Genomic DNA, 13,780 nt, shown 5'->3' on the forward strand with positions numbered 1-13,780 from the left:
AGCAGCCTGGAGACAAGAGCGGCCTCGCAGACCAAGGAAAAACAGCCGCCCACACAAGGAGAGGGCCTGCCACGATGAAAACCAATGGCTATCTGCTGCGTACGCTGGCCGTGTTGCTCGCGACCGGCGCACCCGCCGCCCTACTTCTGAGTCACCCCACCCCTCCCTCGTACCTGACAGTTGCACCTGCATTCGATTGGCCACGCCTGGGCGCCTGGGCCAGTTGCCTGGCCGGCCTGTTCGTCTTGTTCGTCCTCGCCGGTCTGCGAATTCGCGGACGGGTACTTGGGGTGCTGATTGACGAGCGCAACCGGTATTCGCTGTCACGCCTGCAAATGACCCTGTGGACACTGCTGGTACTGGCCACTCTGTATACGGTGTACATCGGCAACATTGTCCGGGGAAACGCCACTACGGCGCTGATGGTGGACCTGGACTACAACCTGATCGCGTTGATGGGCTTCAGCCTGGCCAGCTTCGTCACAGCCCCCATGGCCTTGAACCGCAAGGCCGAGCAGCCTGCAGACACCAACGCTCTGGCAACCACCGGCCAGCAGTTGCTCGACAGCCAGAGCCTGGTCGCCCTGCCGTCAGCCAAAGGCCAGGTACTGATGAAGAGTGACCCGAAGGATGCGCGATTGGCCGACCTGATTCGCGGCGAGGACGTGACCAACGGCGTCATCGTCGACCTGCCACGCCTGCAGATGCTGCTGATCACCATGGTGGTGGTGTTTGTCTATGGCGCCGCCGTCGGCCATAGCCTGGGCTCAGGCAGTTGGGTGCTGGAGGTGTTGCCGAAACTGCATAACACACTGCTGTTGCTGGCCCTGATCAGCCACAGCGGCTACGTGGTAGGCAAATTGATCCCCAGTAACCTCAATCCTTCCGTCCTTCTCCCGGGACCCACCGTCCAGAGCGAGCCGCCCGGCAGCGCAGCCGCTCCACGGAGCCAGCCCCAAACCGGACTCACTCCACCATAGCCATCAGTCGCTGACGCATGCCGACGCTGGCAGCAGGTCCCGCCTGTACCGTGCACGCCTGCAACGGCACCAGATGACCATCGGCAACATCCACCATCACTGGCTGCACAGGTCGTCCGCTCTCACGCTCGACCAGTTGCACGCTTTCGCCCTCGGGCGCGTAGTGGCGATTGCCCCAAGCTACAAAGGCCATGAGTACGACACGGAAATCCTCGCCCTTGGCTGTAGGCACATATTGATAGCGCAAGGGGCGCTCGCTGTAGGCCTGGCGCTCCAACAGCCCCGCCTCCACCAGTGAGTTCAAGCGTCGGGTCAGCATGTTCGGGGCGATCTCCAGGCTGCGGGAGAATTCGTCGAAGCGCCTCAGGCCATGCAGCGCGTCGCGCATGATCAAGATGCTCCACCATTCGCCGACCCGCTCCAGGCTGCGGGCAATGGGACATTCAGCGTCGATCAGACTTTTTCGTTGCATGGCTGGCTCCTGCGATGCACCTCAGTATTTGTGGATTCGGATGTTACTTTCATGATGATAGTATCGTCCACGTTTCGTTGTTCCCCACGCAAACCAACTAAGGAGCAGGACCCGCATGAGTAAACGCATCGTAGTCACCGGTATGGGCGCAATCACTCCACTGGGTTGTGGGGTCGAGCAGGTCTGGCAGCGCCTGCTGGCGGGACAATCCGGAATCCGTCAATTGCCGCAAGAGTTTATCCAGGATCTGCCCACCACCATTGGCGGCCAGGTGCCCGACGTGCTCGAGGATCCCCAGGCCGGCTTCGACCCGGATCGGCTGCTGGCCCCCAAGGAACAGCGCAAGATGGACCGTTTCATCCTCTTCGCCCTGGCGGCGGCCGAAGAAGCCCTGGCCCAGGCCAACTGGAAACCCGATAGTCCCCAGGCCCAGGAACGTACAGCCACCATCATTGCCTCTGGTGTAGGCGGCTTCCCGGCCATCGCCGATGCCGTGCGAACCACCGACAGCAAGGGCCCGCGGCGCCTGTCGCCGTTCACCATTCCGTCATTCCTGAGCAACATGGCGGCAGGTCACGTTTCGATCCGCCACGGCCTCAAGGGACCATTGGGAGCGCCAGTCACTGCCTGTGCTGCCGGAGTCCAGGCCATTGGCGACGCCGCGCGAATGATCCGCGCCGGTGAAATCGACATCGCCGTCTGTGGTGGAGCTGAGGCGGCGATCCATCGGGTCAGCCTGGGAGGCTTCGCCGCAGCCCGCGCGCTGTCCAGCGAGTACAACGACACCCCGGAACGGGCTTCACGCCCCTTCGATCAGGCACGGGATGGCTTTGTCATGGGTGAAGGCGCCGGACTGCTGGTCATCGAAGAGCTGGAACATGCCCTGGCTCGGGGCGCACAGCCCATCGCGGAGCTGGTGGGCTATGGCACCAGCGCCGACGCCTACCACATGACCGCGGGGCCGGAAGATGGCGACGGCGCCCGGCGTGCCATGCAGCAAGCCTTGCGCCAGGCCGGTGTGCAAGCCTCTCAGGTCCAGCACCTGAATGCCCATGCCACCTCCACGCCAGTGGGCGACAAGGGCGAACTGGCTGCCATCAGGACTGTATTCGGCACCGGCAGCGGCCTGGCCATCAGCGCCACCAAGTCCGCCACCGGGCATCTGCTGGGTGCCGCCGGGGGCATCGAGGCGATCTTTGCCATCCTCGCCCTGCGTGACCAGATCGCGCCCGCAACCCTCAATCTGGACAACCCGGACAGCACCGCCGAGGGCCTTGACCTGGTGCGCAACCAGGCACGCAAAATGGCCATGGAATACGCACTGTCCAATGGTTTCGGCTTTGGTGGGGTCAATGCCAGCGTGCTGTTCAAGCGCTGGCAATAACGCTTCGAGAAGACGGACTCGATGTTGAGATTTCAGCCACGACAGGCTGAAACCTCAACAGGCCCGCCAATCAGTTGAGGACGTCATTGAGCACTTCGTAGATGATCCCGCTGGCGATAGCCACCAGAATCAGGTCGGTTCCGGCCTGCCGCCATTCATAACCGTCATAGCGAGGAAGCTGCCCCAACAGCCGGTGGTCCAGCTTCTTGGCAATTCCCGGGGGCAGAGGTTTGCCCCGAGCCAGGTTTTTCTGAATGCCTGGAGGCAGCGCCGGTCCCGGGCTCCAGTAGTCACGGTGCCCACCCAATATGCCCAGGACAATGCCGCGATCGACACTGGGGCCATGACTCCAGTCATCGGCGCCTGACTTCTTCCCCTTGCCATGCCCCCCCTGGTCACCCTGAGAACTGTGTTTGGAATGCCCCTGCCCCTTGCCATTTCCGGGGTCGGCCAACGCCAGAGGGGAAGCGCCAGCCAAGAGCACGCCGGCAAGAACAGCGATCAACGAGCGAGACTTGAGCATGTCGGTTCTCTTCGGGAAGCCAAGGTCACACTTAACTGTAGACGGTCGTCTCTGTCAGTGATCGAAGGTCAGACACACAGAGGCCGCCATGAGTGAGCGGCAGGTCATCGGCCAGCTCAAGATCAAAGCGTGCAGCTGTACTGATACTCGAAGGGAAACATCAGCGTATCCACCACGCCGGAGAATGGAGCATCCAACGCCAGAAAAGGCCAGAGCACACCGTTGTTCTCCTTAGCCAATGCCCAATCCATGCGCACGCCGATATAGGGGCAACTCATGGGAGTAGTGCGAGTCATCAGGGCCGTGCATCCACTCAAGACAAAGCTCAACGCCAGCAACAACAGACTTCGCAACACATAACTTCCTTATTACGTTCAGGACATGAGCGCTATGGACTCGGCAGCCGAGCCCAGGACGGCGGTTCCTGGCTATCAGGCCTTGTAGTCGCAATGAATCTGCAGGCTTTCCGTGTGATTGCGATGAATCTCGAAACCGTGACGCTTCAACAGGTTCTTGACCTCATCAACGACAGCCGAGTACCGCCCTTGCAACTGTTGCTGGCGCGCCGGCGGGGTAAACACCCCCAGTGGTAAAAAGCGCAGGCGCTTGCCATTGAAGACAATGGACACATCGATATGAGTGCCATCCACATCATGGCCATTGGAACCGAAGATATCCTCCAGCTCCTCTTTACGCCCTGGATAACACAGGCAGAACAACCTGATCCCCAGCCAGCGTGACAGCGTCCTGAAAAACCCCAGGTAACTGCTCTTGCGCTCGTAGCCCCGGGTCACCAACAACTGCACCGAACGCGGCAGGCTGGACTGGACCTTAAGCAGTTGCACAAAGACTTCGCGCTCCATCAACACCTTTGCGGACGGCCAGCGCGGCCCTACCCTCAAGCCCTGGTTGTCGCCCTTTTTCAATATCAGCATGCAGATTGCCTCTGGTGCTTTTTCGCGGGCAGCAATGGTACACAGGGCTGCCACAGGCGTGCTGAAAATTCAGAAGCACAAACGCCTATCAGCCCGCGACACCGCCCATCTTCTCCCGATGACAGCGCACCTGCCGTTTAGTTAAAATAATCATGGCTCATAGCCACTACTCATAAGCACAGTGACCATAGGGGCTGTATGTACGACTTAACGAATCTGGTCATTGTCGATAACCGCTTTGGATTGAATGTCCTGCAAGTCACCGCAGACCTGGTGGCCGGCGCCCTGGATGAACTCCTGGCCAATTGCGCAGACGGCGCCAACATCACCCAAAAGCTGGATTACTCCATTCTGACGATCTATCAGGACAAACTCGCCGCGGCCATTCGCAACGTGGGCCTTCCACCCCTTTCCATACCCTCTCCAGCCGATAGCCTTTGCTGAATAGTGCAACTTGCCACCCCGTGGCAAGTTGAGCCCGGGGCCGAACACTGCCAATGGCCAAACTTGCATCGTCCCTAGTGAAGCACGCGCAACATCGTTCACCTGGAACCTTTTCCGTCAATGAGGATCAGTGCTGGACATTTCCCTATCAAACAGTGAGCGAGTGCCAGCATGGCCCTGAGAAAAACCGTCCTCTACATTGCATTGGTGTCCGTCGGCTTCTTTGCCGGGTACGCGGCAAAACCAACAAGTGGACTACAGGTCACGGCGGGGCAACTGATAAGTTGCGGCAAAAGCACCATGCCAACTATTGAGATGTGATTGCCAGGCAACGCAGCACTCAGTGACACAACGCCCAATACTCAGCAATACCGCGTCTTTCCAGAACCACAGTTTCCAGCATCAGGCCGCCGGAAACGAAAAAGCCCGGCAAGAGAACCGGGCCATAAGCAATCGTGAAGACTCATTTGGAGGACATGAACAACCAAGCGACCACAGCTGCGCCGGCCGCCATATAGGTACCGACCGTCTTGGTCTTCTCCCAACCATCCTTCTCGGCCCAGGACTTGCCTGGCTCAGGCGAACCTTGCGGTTCTTTGTGCTTGGTCTGCTTAGGTGTGATCGAAGCAACAAGTTGCTTCAGATAAGCGACTACTTGCACCCCGCCCTTGCTGAAGTCTTCAAGATCCACCTCGACAACACGCTCATGAACCGCCTTGTTGCGCACGCTCGCAATCCAGCGGATCTTTTTCGCCATTGGCGGGCTGATCATTCCCTCAATGGAACTCAGTTTTTCATGCAGACCTCGGCCTGATGCCCCCAGCTGCAGGAGCAACGATTCGACCTCTGTCGAGATATCCAGTATCTGGCCCCGCATCCCGCTCTCCCTTTTCAGTGGCGGCACTTTAACACCGCACCTGGACATGCCCAAGGTTCTGATCATGCAGACGACCGCCACTCACAGGTTTCGTTGACCCGATCGATAACGGCAATGCGCCATTAGCACATCCGCCCTAATCGACCGCTACTGCCGGCCAGACCTATATTCCTTCTTCTGGACGGTCCCATGCGGCCACGGACAAGCCCCATCAAGGAAGGAAATATCATGGCGATTCCATTCCCCCGCGCCAGATGGTTGCCGCTATCACTCATCCTGCTGTGTACCAGCGGCACGGCACTCGCCACGCCTCAAGGTGAATACTGGATCGTCTACGGCAAGGGCGAGCGTTACCACAACGAGGTATTCGTCGCCGATGCCGCCGGCATCCTGCAAAAGCCCCAGGGGGTGCAGTCGGCCATGATCATGCAGATATTCGAAGACCCGGCGATGCCCGTGCTGGCGGCCTACGAGATCCAGTACAAGTGCAAGGAGCGCAAAGTTCGCTTCGACAGCGCCCGCGCCATGCGCCGCTTCGACCACGCCATGAAGGACGTGACCACTGCCCAGGGCTGGATCGCCCCGAAAGACTACTGGCTGCAGCGCACCTTCGCCTTCGTCTGCGCAGCAGGCAACCGCGAGAACAACCAGATGCTGCCAATGGGCAAAATGGCCGCCGGCCGCATGGTCGAGACCGTCCAGGCCATGTTCCAGCAACTGTACGGCATCCAGGCCAACAGCGAGGCCGTGCAGAGTCTGGACGCAATGCTCGGCAACAGCGCGCAATGAAGGAGGCCGTCATGACCCGGCACCTACTTGCCCTCGGCCTGCTGTTGCCTTTGCTGAGCGGCTGCATTCCCACCCTCCCGGAATACAGGGCCGGCCAGCAATGGAAGGGACGCGATGCCAAGGAAGCCATCGACTTCTTCGGCCCGCCCGGACGCATGCAGCCCTCGCCCGACCGCAGCGAGGTGCAAATGCAGTGGTACCGCGACACTTCCTACGTGAAAAAGGAAGTGGTCGGCAGCTCCAGCGAGATGCAGGGCGGCGTGATGGTCCACACCAACTACTGGGACGATGTCACTCACACGAGCGGCTGCACCCTCTCCATGACTGTCGACAAGGCCAGACAGATCAAGGACTTCTCCATTCGTGGCCGCTGCACGGGCGTGGCCTTGGCGCCTTAGTGGCTGGCCCGACATAGATAGTTCAAGGACTGATACATGAGACTGTTCCGACTGCGTTTTGCCCTTCCCACGGCGTTGCTTCTCTCCCTATCTCTCTCCGGCTGCGTCTCCGATCTCGATTCGGGTGCCTACGGCAGCATGGACGATCCGCGCTACGCACAGCTGTTGGACCAAGTGGACGCAGCACTCAAGGCAAACATGGCGGTAGTGCTGGTGGCGGACGTGATGCCGCACAAGTCGCTGAGCGATGCGCTAACCATGACGCAATGGACGCCAACGGTGATCTGGGAATACGAGAAAGATCCGAAGGTGACCTTCGGCCGCAAGTTCCAGACCAACGCGCTGCAGAGACCGCCTGGCGAAACCTACCTGTTCAAGGCCTTCGAGGTGCATATCCTGCCACCCGGCAAATACTTGCTGACCGGCGGCGATGACTACCAGCTCCGCGGTTTGCTTGACCAGGTCGGCGCCCGCAGCGGTCCACCCGGTTCGGGCCGTGGCGCCAACGGGACCGCCTACCTGTCCCCTGAACTGTATCGCGAGTACTACAGGGAAGAGGTCTGGAAGGACGCTACCTATGGCAGCGAGACCAAGACCGAGCGTGTCTGTACCGCTGTAGTCAGGGCCTCGGGTGCCTGCGTGAGCTGGGGTGAACAGCAATATACCCAGACGACGGCGGGCTCCCCGGCCGGTTATTACCAACAGACCGACTCTCGCGACATTCCCGCGATCAAGGTCCAGGCGCGCCTGCCGGTCGACAAGGCGCTCGCCAGTTTCACCATCCAGGGCGGGCAATTGCTGCTGGCCCCGCGCATGCATCTGAAGACCCCTGGCTACAAGTACCAGCAGTCGAAGTGCCGAGCGATCGATCCGAAAAAAATCGAGTGTCCGCTCGACAACCTGACCGTCTACACCTGGCCGGCACCCATGAGCTTTTCGCAGCACCTCATCGAGCAGCGCAACCTGAGCGAGAAGCACCGGCAACTGCTGTCCAGGCTCCAGCCCATGCAGATCACGCCGCTGGGCAAACAAGGCATGGAAGATCCCATCTGGGGTGTGCCGTTGTCGCTGTCCAAGTAAGGCAAGTCCGGGGGTATGCGGGGCAGGATTTTGATTGCGGAACTGATTTCTTAGGGGCTTCCAATGCTCAAAAGGGGTCAGTCATGAACGGCTGCTTTCAGGTCCGGCGATTCGTTGAGCTGAACTTCAATTGCTTGAAGCTCTTTCATTTGCGTCTTCAACTTGGCGATTTTCTCTTCCAGCCGCACGGCGCTGGGCTCGGAGACTGTTGGTTCTTGCCGATCGGCAGCATCAAGTGCCGTCAGGTAACGGTTGATGCTCGATTCAATTTCTTCCATTCGCCGCTTCAGTTTGGCGCTGGTGAAATTGCGTTGAGCCTCGCGCCCCAGGCGCCGGGGTTCTCGACAATGTTTTGTTCACGATTTCAGGCCAAAAATAGATCCCACACTTGACCTACTCCGGATCGTGACAACAGACGCAAAGCTTGTTTCCTTCAGGGTCTCGAAAATACGCCCCATAAAAATTCGGGTGGTATTCGGGTCGCAAGCCCGGAGCGCCTTCACATGTTCCATCCAATGCCAACGCCAGCGCATGGGCGTTGTCTACGCGCTGTCGATTAGGTGCCAGCAGAGCAATCATTTGCCCATTGCCTAGCGCCGCAGATTCGCCGTCGAACGGCTTGCCCACCACGAAAAGAGGGCGTGCAGTGTCGGGGTGTTTCCAGCCCGCCCATGGGCGTTCAAGGTCTGTGAACTTGAGATCAAGTCCGAGCACCTGCATGACCCCTTGGTAAAACACAAGTGCTCGATTGAAGTCATTCACTCCGATGAATACATGTGAAATCATTTTTTTGTCCTAATAAGAGGAAACCGTCTCGCACCATACCAAGAGTTTCCAGGCTGTTTTCAACTCCTCTCCTGAAACATACTCCGCCGGTCTTGGAAGCGGTTTTTACACACTCTGGGCCAGTAGCGGTCACGGCATAAACTCCGCGCTCGCGAACCGGTAAACCGGAACGCCTGCGTTGTCCACGCTCCTGAAAAAGACTCAGTTGCCCAAGCACTTTAACAACAGGGCCAACACCCAGTCTTCTTGCAACGCCAATGCCGCGCTGATCTCCTCGCATCTCCCATTCAGAGACAGCAGGTCGCCAGCCAGTACTTCTCCACTGGACATGCACATATCCAAAGCGATACTAAAAACTCCGCAACTTACCTGCTTGCTCTCAAAAACAAGCTCAACCTCTTTAGGGAAGATCGTCACGTAGACGAAGAGTATTTCATCCGCGTATGTGTAGTGGCCATGATTCCTTTTGAGTAAAACACTCTGGCTTTTCGAAGCCTTCTCATAAACATTATCTAGAAACCTTTGAAGTATGAACAAAAGCTCTGGCTTTTCAGTGCTCATTGGATTCCCTTGCGAGCAATAGACTTCAACACGCCATTCTAACCAACATCGACGGTGCCCGAGCTGCACGATGCGCAGGGGCGATTCAGTTTGGCGTATGGATTACTCCATTTTTGCCCCACAACCTCACCTCCCTAGCCAACAACCAGTTCGCCAAATGCAACCAGGGTCGCGAAAATAGAGATTCGAACCCCTTCCCGAATCTGCTCAGGCCGCTTTAGGCCGATTGCTGCTGCGCGATGAGAGTAAAAGCTGGAGCTGTATAATGATTGATAGCCTGGAGGTACAAGAGTTTGATTGCCTTGAAGAGGCGTTATTTGAAGCGAGCGTGTCTTTCGGCGAAATGAAACGTCAGTACGCTCGCTATTTGCTCAGTCTGATTGACGGTGGTGTACTTGCAACCATTTCTGATTCTAAGTTGAAGGTGCTGACTCCATATATTGAAGATAGTATCCTGCGAGAGCGTATAGAAAGCGATGGATATCTCCGGAGAAAGCTTGTACTAGAACTCTGGGCGGTAAAGAAACAGCACCGTCAATCAGATGAAAACTTTTCGTTTCTCATACGCTGTGTTCTTTTTTGCTTTGAAACTGAAGAGCGCTGGATAGAGGAAGGCACAGGTTACACAACACCTATCTATCTTTACTTTCTGATTCTAAAAAAAATTGCCCGACATAAGACAAGGCTTTATTAAAAGCTTTCAAGATTTTATTGCAGCCAAGAGGAAACATACGTTCAAAGAATAGATCGGCCAGGCTGGGCATCTCCAGGCACACATCGGCGGTGCTGCGCTGAAACGCAGCCAGGCGGAACTGATAGCGGCTAACGTCGCCGCGGGTAATGGTGACGGAGCCAAGAGCTTTGCCGCTCATGGCTTGGCCCAGCCTACCGAGGCTGCACCAAAAGTTTACCTTCGATACTTGGCTGATGACCCTCCTGAGCTGGACATTCCCCTTCCCTCCCTTGATAGAAAACTCCACTCAAAGATCACAATTGAAAGGAACTACGCGGCCTCTCGACGAACCTCCAGAACACCGTCAATCCAAGCCATGCAGGCCTTCCAGAGCTGACGAGTCCTCTCTTCGCCGAACTTCATTTTTTTTGCCGACTTCCACCAGAAAGGTGTCTCGGCTGGTGTGGTACCGCATCAAGGGGCAGAACGATACAGCGCTGATCATTCTGAATGTAGTCGGCTTCATCGAGGCTTGAGCGCTTGACTGGTTCGTGCTCGTGCTTGTGCTTGTGCTCGTGCTCGTGCTCGGCAAAACGTTGATTTACTCGAACTCGCCGGGATGTTCGCCATTACTCGCGGTATATCTTAAAATGGCCGGCTGCCGACGAACCGTAATGACCATAGCCATGGCGGGCTTCCATCCTTTACAAATAAGTGTGGTTAAGATGAACAAGCCTTTCATTTCGCTGTGCCCTGAAATTACTCGGGCGCACGCGCTGACGTTGATGGATTGGTTGGAGGATGAGCGCGTTACCTGCTATCTGAGCGATTCACGCGATGTCTCTCGCTCCATCGAGCAAGTCATCGATCGAACTCAATTGCCGATCCTGACCCATCTGTTCAACCGGGGCGGCCGATTCTTCATGGCCTATGACCGGCATGACGCGCCGGTGGGCTTTGTCCGTCTGATCAAGACCGGCTCCAATTGCGAGATAGTTCTGGTCATCGGAGACAGCGACAAATGGGGCCGAAACCTTGGCGCTCGCACCATCCGCGAAGGCATGAAACTGGCCTTCCTCGACATGCGGGCCGAGAAGCTCATCGCCAAGATTCACCCGGATAACACGCGCTCGCTGAAAGCCTTTCAGCGCAGCGGCTTTCTGCTTGAAAGCGAAACGCCGACATTGACATCATTTTCCATGACGGCGGGGCGCTATCTCCAGTTATTGCGCGAAGGTACCCTTGCCGACTCCACTGAGATCTACATCACCGAAATCGACAAGGCCAGGCTCGAGAGCCTGATCGCGCTCGAGCAAGGCCCGGCCGTTTTTGAACTCGAACATGAGCTTGAGCGAGCCATTGTCGTCAAGCCGCAGCAGGTGGCGCGCAATGTCGTCACGATGAACTCCAGGGCCCTGCTGCAACTGGACGACGAAGAGATCGAAGTAGCCTTGGTCTACCCGGAAGACGCGGACAGCAACGCAGGGAAGCATTCCGTGTATTCCGATATAGGCGCCGCCATCCTTGGCTATCAGGAGGGGGACACCATCGACTGGCGGATTTCTGATCGGACCCGCCGGATTGAGATCAGGAAAGTGCTTTACCAGCCGGAGGCTGCGGGCGATTTCCACCTATAATTGCGCCTTTCGCTCGGTGTTCACCCATCAGAGGCGAGGACTCCCCAACCCAAAGGAAGGCGCCTCGCGTTCTGTGCCTGAGCGGCTCGTTGTAGGGTCAAGGGTGGGCGCGGAGCCCGTTGCGAAAGCAGGAGTCGGCAGAACGGATCTAGCCGACTCCTACGACAATTTGAATTCTCTAAATCGACGGATTCCCGTAATCCCCCAACCCAAATCAAATTGCCACCACCGGTCACGGAGGGCGGCGCCTGCAGCATTGAAGAGCAAATAGGAAACTGACTAATTTATTGCTTGCGGCCTCCTCCCAACACCGAAAGCACCGCCGCCGACAGTGATCACACTGCGACCTTTCTTCGTTTTTTTGGGGGGCTGAATAAGAGTCGCAGGCATCTGGCTCTGCCGGCACCAGCCAAGCCACAAACTCTCATGCCTTCAGGGCCTTTGCATGTGTCGAGATGTTTGCGTAAGCGCTTAAAATTCTCGACCTAGGCGATGCAAGCCGGTTTCTCGGACACTCTAAACAGGAGACTACGAAGAAGATTTACGTTCGCGTCCGAGACATCGCGAACCCGACGAAATAGGAAAGTTTTGGTGCGCCAGCACTTTCAAGCGGGCAATAAAAAACCCCGTAGACGTTAATCTACGGGGTTTTCAAGGGTGGAGGCCGAGGTCGGAATCGAACCGGCGTAGGCGGATTTGCAATCCGCAAAAAAGGCTTGGTAAATCAACTGGTTAACATGACTCTCGTTCCGCAAGCTACTGATTTTTAACGACCTGTAGACCACATCCTTCAAGGGTCCAGTTTTGAGTTGCGGAACGGTTTTTGTCTCATTCTCAGCCCCTCTCTCCTCAACTGGCACCATTCCGTACAAGACATTGAGCTGCTTTCGGAGAGTGCTTGGAATGACATTTGATTTTTGTCATCCTACATAATGGCAATTTGCCGCAAGCCATCGACAAGGACAGCAATGAGCTATATCACCCGCATCTGTCAAAACGACTCCAATTGGCAGTACCCCACAAGGACTGCAGCTGAAGCATCGAATACCTTTTTTTCACAGCACGGCTATGGCCATGAGGAATGGCTCTTTCGATTCGAATGGCAAATTGGCGGCTGGCAATATGGCTTTCTTCAAGGAGTAAACAGGGGCTGGGAATCACGGCTCGCACGTGGTGAGCGTGCAGGTGATGTTGTGCTCTTCACCCTTACTCCTGATGGGCGCCGTTATGTGGCCCGTATTCGCCATATCGAATTCCTAGATGACACTCAAAGTATCGCGGCCTTGGATCATTACAAGCGGCTTGGGTGGTATGACCGCATGCTGGAGGAAATAGATGCTGTAAATGGCGATAGAAGTGGCTTGGGGAACGGTGAGTGGGCGCCTTACGTGTTGAATGTTCGTTTTCGCCCAGAAGACGTTGAGTGGTACCCGCCAAACACGTTTGCTGAGGCTGGGGACCCCGTACAGCACTACAACCGCTATCAGCTCATTGAGCTTGATCACGAGGCCTCCCTGCCAGAAACGGTGAATACACGCCGCCGGGCTCGAAAAGGACAGAATCTTCCTCCCATACAAGACAGCTATTTTAGGAGTGGCGGCTCGGGACGGGAATGCTCACCGGAGCATGGAATGATCCAGGCTGCTCTGCATGAGGAACTGAAGATCGAATATCCAGGGGCGAATATCGTCTTTGAAGAAAATTTTGTAGATGTCACCGTAACAACGGAAATGGAGAAAATCCTCTTCGAAATTAAGTCAGATTTCTGTACCCGTAGGGTTCTACGCTTGGCAATTGGTCAGCTACTCGAATACGCATACTACTGGGACAACTTGCCAGAAAAAGCAGTTAGGCTAGTTGCGGTTGGCCGGACTGCGTTGAGCCTTGAGGACGAGAGATACCTCAGATTCCTCAAGGTAAAATTGAATGTTCCAATTGAGTATCGCCAGGTCAAGCTTCCATCCGAGGCATAAGAGCATCTCTAAATCAGTGCCGATTTTACCAACCTATCGGCACTGATTTAGACGCTTCCGCTTTCCCATGATGGATCGGACATACCAAATTTAAAACTACTTATATTTCATATATTTATAATAAAAATAATCCTTGCTGTAGCAAAACTTAAGCAGGGAAGCAGCAAAGAACGCCATTCCGATCAGAGTTTGTCCGATCAAAGAAACTCCAGAGAGGATAGGCATCCACCCCCTCCTTACTACCGTATTTAAAGGCCGGTATCGGCCA

16 protein-coding genes and 1 pseudogene are annotated in these 13,780 nt (G+C 56.4%); 9 read left to right on the forward strand and 8 right to left on the reverse strand.

Translation table 11 applies throughout. The annotated features are described in order from the left end of the window. The first annotated feature begins 74 nt into the window (after window positions 1-74). Entirely contained in the window at window positions 75-980 is a 906-nt protein-coding gene (locus tag DWF74_RS02840) for a hypothetical protein (RefSeq protein ID WP_102863151.1), read from the forward strand. Here the strand turns inward: DWF74_RS02840 and DWF74_RS02845 are convergent. Next, window positions 967-1,452, reverse strand: a complete 486-nt coding sequence (locus tag DWF74_RS02845) for a winged helix-turn-helix transcriptional regulator (RefSeq protein ID WP_102882575.1) — start codon at window positions 1,450-1,452, stop codon at window positions 967-969. The two genes, DWF74_RS02840 and DWF74_RS02845, sit on opposite strands and share 14 nt — an antisense overlap. Window positions 1,453-1,567: 115 nt before the next feature. Here DWF74_RS02845 and fabF point away from each other — a divergent pair, with 115 nt between their 5' ends. Beyond that, on the forward strand, window positions 1,568-2,836 hold the full coding sequence (fabF, locus tag DWF74_RS02850; protein ID WP_115580262.1) for a beta-ketoacyl-ACP synthase II: 1,269 nt from the start codon (window positions 1,568-1,570) through the stop codon (window positions 2,834-2,836). A gap of 70 nt (window positions 2,837-2,906) precedes the next feature. Here the strand turns inward: fabF and DWF74_RS02855 are convergent, their stop codons facing one another. The 3 genes from DWF74_RS02855 to DWF74_RS02865 all read right to left on the reverse strand — a co-directional run bounded on the left by DWF74_RS02855 (window position 2,907) and on the right by DWF74_RS02865 (window position 4,294). Further along, window positions 2,907-3,359, reverse strand: coding sequence for an anti-virulence regulator CigR family protein (locus DWF74_RS02855; protein WP_115580263.1), 453 nt, complete (start codon window positions 3,357-3,359; stop codon window positions 2,907-2,909). Between the two features lie 122 nt (window positions 3,360-3,481). Beyond that, window positions 3,482-3,715, reverse strand: coding sequence for a YceK/YidQ family lipoprotein (locus DWF74_RS02860; RefSeq protein WP_115580264.1), 234 nt, complete (start codon window positions 3,713-3,715; stop codon window positions 3,482-3,484). 75 nt (window positions 3,716-3,790) lie between these two features. Beyond that, complete coding sequence (locus DWF74_RS02865) at window positions 3,791-4,294, reverse strand: hypothetical protein (protein ID WP_102863146.1); 504 nt, start codon at window positions 4,292-4,294, stop codon at window positions 3,791-3,793. Window positions 4,295-4,492: 198 nt separating this feature from the next. On the opposite strand from DWF74_RS02865, the gene DWF74_RS02870 reads away from it, so the two are divergent. After that, entirely contained in the window at window positions 4,493-4,738 is a 246-nt protein-coding gene (locus DWF74_RS02870) for a hypothetical protein (protein WP_115580265.1), read from the forward strand. 463 nt (window positions 4,739-5,201) lie between these two features. Here DWF74_RS02870 and DWF74_RS02880 read toward each other — a convergent pair whose 3' ends face one another. Then, a complete protein-coding gene (locus DWF74_RS02880; protein WP_162884063.1) occupies window positions 5,202-5,681 on the reverse strand; it encodes a hypothetical protein in 480 nt (159 codons plus the stop codon). A 162-nt stretch (window positions 5,682-5,843) separates the two neighbouring features. On the opposite strand from DWF74_RS02880, the gene DWF74_RS02885 reads away from it, so the two are divergent. Genes DWF74_RS02885 through DWF74_RS02895 form a run of 3 tightly spaced genes read left to right on the forward strand, consistent with a single transcriptional unit; the run spans window position 5,844 to window position 7,882 of the window. Next, window positions 5,844-6,404 carry a hypothetical protein gene (locus tag DWF74_RS02885; protein ID WP_102863143.1) on the forward strand — a complete coding sequence of 187 codons (561 nt, stop codon included), beginning with the start codon at window positions 5,844-5,846 and terminating at the stop codon, window positions 6,402-6,404. 11 nt (window positions 6,405-6,415) lie between these two features. Further along, window positions 6,416-6,802 carry a hypothetical protein gene (locus DWF74_RS02890; protein WP_102863142.1) on the forward strand — a complete coding sequence of 129 codons (387 nt, stop codon included), beginning with the start codon at window positions 6,416-6,418 and terminating at the stop codon, window positions 6,800-6,802. A 36-nt stretch (window positions 6,803-6,838) separates the two neighbouring features. Next, window positions 6,839-7,882: a hypothetical protein gene (locus DWF74_RS02895; RefSeq protein ID WP_115580266.1), complete on the forward strand. Its 1,044-nt coding sequence runs from the start codon at window positions 6,839-6,841 to the stop codon at window positions 7,880-7,882. Window positions 7,883-7,962: 80 nt separating this feature from the next. Here the strand turns inward: DWF74_RS02895 and DWF74_RS02900 are convergent. The 3 genes and pseudogenes from DWF74_RS02900 to DWF74_RS02910 all read right to left on the reverse strand — a co-directional run. Continuing rightward, a pseudogene (locus tag DWF74_RS02900) lies at window positions 7,963-8,193 on the reverse strand (IS5/IS1182 family transposase); the annotation flags it as partial. 82 nt (window positions 8,194-8,275) lie between these two features. Further along, window positions 8,276-8,668, reverse strand: a complete 393-nt coding sequence (locus tag DWF74_RS02905; RefSeq protein ID WP_102863140.1) for a VOC family protein — start codon at window positions 8,666-8,668, stop codon at window positions 8,276-8,278. A gap of 201 nt (window positions 8,669-8,869) precedes the next feature. Continuing rightward, the gene (locus DWF74_RS02910; RefSeq protein ID WP_102863139.1) at window positions 8,870-9,229 is read right to left on the reverse strand and encodes a hypothetical protein; all 360 of its coding nucleotides are present in this window, start codon (window positions 9,227-9,229) and stop codon (window positions 8,870-8,872) included. A 265-nt stretch (window positions 9,230-9,494) separates the two neighbouring features. On the opposite strand from DWF74_RS02910, the gene DWF74_RS02915 reads away from it, so the two are divergent. The 3 genes from DWF74_RS02915 to DWF74_RS30355 all read left to right on the forward strand — a co-directional run bounded on the left by DWF74_RS02915 (window position 9,495) and on the right by DWF74_RS30355 (window position 13,512). After that, on the forward strand, window positions 9,495-9,923 hold the full coding sequence (locus DWF74_RS02915; RefSeq protein WP_240322015.1) for a hypothetical protein: 429 nt from the start codon (window positions 9,495-9,497) through the stop codon (window positions 9,921-9,923). Window positions 9,924-10,576: 653 nt separating this feature from the next. Further along, the gene (locus DWF74_RS02925; RefSeq protein WP_102863569.1) at window positions 10,577-11,539 is read left to right on the forward strand and encodes a bifunctional GNAT family N-acetyltransferase/nucleoside diphosphate kinase regulator; all 963 of its coding nucleotides are present in this window, start codon (window positions 10,577-10,579) and stop codon (window positions 11,537-11,539) included. 968 nt (window positions 11,540-12,507) lie between these two features. Further along, on the forward strand, window positions 12,508-13,512 hold the full coding sequence (locus DWF74_RS30355) for a hypothetical protein (protein ID WP_162884064.1): 1,005 nt from the start codon (window positions 12,508-12,510) through the stop codon (window positions 13,510-13,512). Window positions 13,513-13,780 lie beyond the last annotated feature (268 nt).

Origin of the sequence: Pseudomonas protegens, assembly GCF_003363755.1 — a bacterium.
Taxonomy (GTDB): domain Bacteria; phylum Pseudomonadota; class Gammaproteobacteria; order Pseudomonadales; family Pseudomonadaceae; genus Aquipseudomonas; species Aquipseudomonas danubii.

Excerpts from the sequence above, each read along its gene's own strand:
- DWF74_RS02840 (WP_102863151.1), top strand. The coding sequence starts at position 75 with ATGAAAACCAATGGCTATCTGCTGCGTACGCTGGCCGTGTTGCTCGCG.
- DWF74_RS02845 (WP_102882575.1), bottom strand. The coding sequence starts at position 1,452 with ATGCAACGAAAAAGTCTGATCGACGCTGAATGTCCCATTGCCCGCAGC.
- fabF (WP_115580262.1), top strand. The coding sequence starts at position 1,568 with ATGAGTAAACGCATCGTAGTCACCGGTATGGGCGCAATCACTCCACTG.
- DWF74_RS02855 (WP_115580263.1), bottom strand. The coding sequence starts at position 3,359 with ATGCTCAAGTCTCGCTCGTTGATCGCTGTTCTTGCCGGCGTGCTCTTG.
- DWF74_RS02865 (WP_102863146.1), bottom strand. The coding sequence starts at position 4,294 with ATGCTGATATTGAAAAAGGGCGACAACCAGGGCTTGAGGGTAGGGCCG.
- DWF74_RS02870 (WP_115580265.1), top strand. The coding sequence starts at position 4,493 with ATGTACGACTTAACGAATCTGGTCATTGTCGATAACCGCTTTGGATTG.
- DWF74_RS02880 (WP_162884063.1), bottom strand. The coding sequence starts at position 5,681 with ATGATCAGAACCTTGGGCATGTCCAGGTGCGGTGTTAAAGTGCCGCCA.
- DWF74_RS02885 (WP_102863143.1), top strand. The coding sequence starts at position 5,844 with ATGGCGATTCCATTCCCCCGCGCCAGATGGTTGCCGCTATCACTCATC.
- DWF74_RS02890 (WP_102863142.1), top strand. The coding sequence starts at position 6,416 with ATGACCCGGCACCTACTTGCCCTCGGCCTGCTGTTGCCTTTGCTGAGC.
- DWF74_RS02895 (WP_115580266.1), top strand. The coding sequence starts at position 6,839 with ATGAGACTGTTCCGACTGCGTTTTGCCCTTCCCACGGCGTTGCTTCTC.
- DWF74_RS02905 (WP_102863140.1), bottom strand. The coding sequence starts at position 8,668 with ATGATTTCACATGTATTCATCGGAGTGAATGACTTCAATCGAGCACTT.
- DWF74_RS02910 (WP_102863139.1), bottom strand. The coding sequence starts at position 9,229 with ATGAGCACTGAAAAGCCAGAGCTTTTGTTCATACTTCAAAGGTTTCTA.
- DWF74_RS02915 (WP_240322015.1), top strand. The coding sequence starts at position 9,495 with ATGATTGATAGCCTGGAGGTACAAGAGTTTGATTGCCTTGAAGAGGCG.
- DWF74_RS02925 (WP_102863569.1), top strand. The coding sequence starts at position 10,577 with ATGACCATAGCCATGGCGGGCTTCCATCCTTTACAAATAAGTGTGGTT.
- DWF74_RS30355 (WP_162884064.1), top strand. The coding sequence starts at position 12,508 with ATGAGCTATATCACCCGCATCTGTCAAAACGACTCCAATTGGCAGTAC.